This window comes from Terrabacter sp. P5_B1 (genome assembly GCF_056400505.1).
Window position 1 is genome coordinate 1 of record NZ_JBFULD010000401.1, and the last position, 3,334, is coordinate 3,334.

The 3,334-nt window shown below is 71.8% G+C and carries 3 protein-coding genes; all 3 read left to right on the forward strand.

The annotated features are described in order from the left end of the window. The coding region (locus tag AC1DP0_RS19910; RefSeq protein ID WP_478087936.1) for a hydroxyacid-oxoacid transhydrogenase at positions 1-1,141 on the forward strand (1,141 nt) is incomplete at its 5' end. A gap of 77 nt (positions 1,142-1,218) precedes the next feature. Further along, positions 1,219-3,144, forward strand: a complete 1,926-nt coding sequence (locus AC1DP0_RS19915; RefSeq protein WP_478087938.1) for a M3 family metallopeptidase — start codon at positions 1,219-1,221, stop codon at positions 3,142-3,144. A 6-nt stretch (positions 3,145-3,150) separates the two neighbouring features. Then, positions 3,151-3,334, forward strand: a 184-nt coding sequence (locus AC1DP0_RS19920; protein WP_478087941.1) for an MOSC N-terminal beta barrel domain-containing protein, incomplete at its 3' end; no start/stop codon positions are given.

The window sequence follows — 3,334 nt, forward strand, 5'->3', positions numbered from 1 at the left end:
GGGATGGCCCGAACGAGTGGCCGAAGGCATCCGCGGGTTCGGCATCGAGGCCGTCGTCCACGACTCGGCGCACGTCGAGCCGACGGACGCCAGCCTGGTCGCCGCGGTCGACCGGGCCCGCGCCGACGGACCCTTCGACGGCTACGTGGCCGTCGGTGGCGGTTCGGCCATCGACACGGCGAAGGCGGTCGACCTGCTGCTCAGCGACGGGGGAGACCTCATGGACTACGTCAACGCGCCGGTGGGGGCTGGTCGGGCCCCGAAGCACCCGCTCGCGCCCCTCGTCGCGGTGCCGACGACGACGGGCACCGGCGCCGAGAGCACCACCATCTGCGTGCTCGACGTCCTCGCGCTCAAGGTCAAGACGGGCATCAGTCACGTCCGGCTGCGTCCGAGCCTGGCCGTCGTCGACCCCCGCCTGACCGCGACCCAGCCCGCGGGTGTCACGGCAAGTGCCGGGATGGACATCCTGTGCCATGCCCTCGAGAGCTGGACGGCGCGCCCGTTCACGAGCTACGAGCGCAAGGAGCCGGGCGAGCGCGTGCCGTACTGCGGCAGCAACCCGATCGCGGACATGTGGTCCGAGCGCTCGATGTCCCTGCTGGCCAAGGCCTTCCGCACCGCCGTTCGGGACGGCGCCGACGAGGCCGCCCGCGGGGACATGGCGCTCGCGGCGACGTTCGCAGGGCTCGGGTTCGGCAACGCCGGCGTCCACGTGCCGCACGCCAACGCGTACCCCATTGCCGGCCGCGTTCGCGACTTCCATCCGGACGGCTACCCCCGGGACGAGCCGATGGTGCCGCACGGTATGGCCGTGGCCCTGACCGCACCCGAGGCGTTCCGGTGGACGTTCGAGTCCGATCCCGGGCGCCATCTGGCCGCTGCCCGCCTGCTCGACCCCGGCCACGGGGACCGCTGGGACTCCGACCCGCGCGACGTGCTGCCCGGCGTCCTCGTCGACCTGATGCGCGACATCGGCCTGCCCAACGGCCTGCACGCCGTCGGCTACGACGAGCACGACGTCGGCGACCTCGTCGAGGGGTCGCTCAAGCAGCAGCGGCTGCTCGCGACGAGCCCGCGCGAGGTCGGACCCGACGACCTCGCCGGGATCATGACCCGTTCGTTGCAGCTCTGGGACTAGGCGCCTTCTCCGGGGGCACGGGGGCGCAAGGCCGCTTGCGGCCCTGAGCCCCCGTGAGTCGGCATACAGTGCCGTCTGTGACGACCGAGCCCACCCACCTGCCCCTGCCCCTCGAGAGCGACTGGCTCGACTGGGTCGGCGCCCGCGGCGAGCAGCAGCTCGCGCTGGCGCGGTCCCTCGTCGAGGGCCTGCGCAGCGACCCGCCCCGGGAGCCGCTCGAGGTCCTGCGGGTCTGGAACGACGCGCAGACGGCCCTGTCGAACGCTGCCTCGGTGGGTTCGCTCTTCTCCGAGGTGCACCCCGACGCGGCCGTCCGCGAGCGGGCGGAGGCCGTGGCCCAGCAGGTGCAGAAGCTCGACACCGACCTCGGCCTCGACACCGGGCTGTATGCCGTCCTCGCCGGCCTCGACGCGAGCGGCCTCGACGCCGACGCGGCACGCGTGCTGGAGCGCACCCTGCGCGACTTCCGCCGCTCGGGGGTCGACCGCGACGAGGCGACGCGTGACCGGCTGCGCCAGCTGAGCGAGCGGGCCATCCTGCTGAGCCAGGAGTTCAGCAAGAACATCCGCGAGAACGTCCGGAGCATCCGGCTCAGCCCCGAGCGGCTCGACGGCCTGCCGCAGGACTGGGTCGACGCCCACCCCGTCGACGACGAGGGGCTCGTCACGGTGACGACCGACTACCCCGACGTCGTGCCGTTCCGCACCTTCGCCCGGGACGCGCAGGCACGTCGCGACCTCGTCACCGAGTTCCTCACCATCGCCTGGCCGGCCAACGACAGCGTCCTCCAGGAGATCTTCGCCGTCCGTCGCGAGCACGCCGCGCTGCTCGGCTACGAGTCGTGGGCGGACTACGACGCCGAGGTGAAGATGATCGGCAACGGCAAGGCCATCGGCGAGTTCATCGACCGCATCACCGAGCTGTCGACGGCGAGCGCCGAGCGCGACAAGGCCGTGCTGCTCGAACGGTTGCGCCAGGACCGTCCCGAGGCCACCGACATCGACGGCGCCGACGTCTCCTACTACGCCGAGCTCGTCCGCAAGGAGCAGCTGGCCGTCGACGCCCAGCAGGTCCGGACGTACTTCCCGTTCGAGTCGGTCCGCCAGGGCCTGCTCGACGTCACGGGGCGTCTCTTCGGGCTGGAGTGGTCGCCGGTCCCGCGCGAGGACGCCCGCACGTGGCACGACGAGGTCGCGACCTACGACGTGTCGTTCTCGGGCGAGCGCATCGGCCGCATCCACCTCGACCTGCACCCGCGCGAGGGCAAGTACAAGCACGCGGCCCAGTTCGACCTCGTGCGTGGCGTCGCCGGCACGCAGCTCGCGGAGGGCGTGCTCGTGTGCAACTTCAACCGCGGCCTGCTGGAGCACGACGAGGTCGTCACGCTCTTCCACGAGTTCGGGCACCTCGTGCACCACGTCCTGGCCGGCCGCACCCAGTGGGTCCGGTTCTCGGGGGTCGCGACCGAGTGGGACTTCGTCGAGGCGCCGAGCCAGATGCTCGAGGAGTGGGCCTGGGACGCCGACGTCCTCGCCACCTTCGCCCGCAACGGCGACGGCGAGGTCATCCCCGCCGAGCTCGTCGAGGCGATGCGCCGGGCCGACGACTTCGGCAAGGGCTTTGACGCCCGCACGCAGATGTTCTATGCCGCGCTGTCCTACGACTTCCACGTGCAGGAGAGCGACGACCTCACGGTCCGCCTGCGCGAGCTCATGGACCGCTACTCCGTCTTCCCGTACCTGTCGGGCACGCACATGCAGTGCCACTTCGGGCACCTCGACGGCTACAGCTCGGCCTACTACACCTACATGTGGTCGCTCGTCATCGCCAAGGACATGTTCTCGGCCTTCGACCGTGGTGACCTCTTCGACCCCGAGGTCGCCGGTGCCTACCGGGACAAGGTGCTGGCGCAGGGCGGCCGCCGCGACGCCGCAGACCTCGTCGAGGACTTCCTCGGCCGGCCCTACACCTTCGACGCGTATGCCGCGTGGTTGGCCCAGTGACCCGGCGTGGCACCGACTGAGCACGTTCACGTCACGTCGCTGACGGCGTACCCCGTCAAGTCGCTCGGCGGGGTGAGCGTCGACGCGGCGGTCGTGGAGGCGCGAGGGCTGCGGGGCGACCGCCGGTGGGCGGTCGTCGACGCGGCCGGCACCAAGGTCACCGCCCGGGAGGAGCATGCCCTCCTGGGGC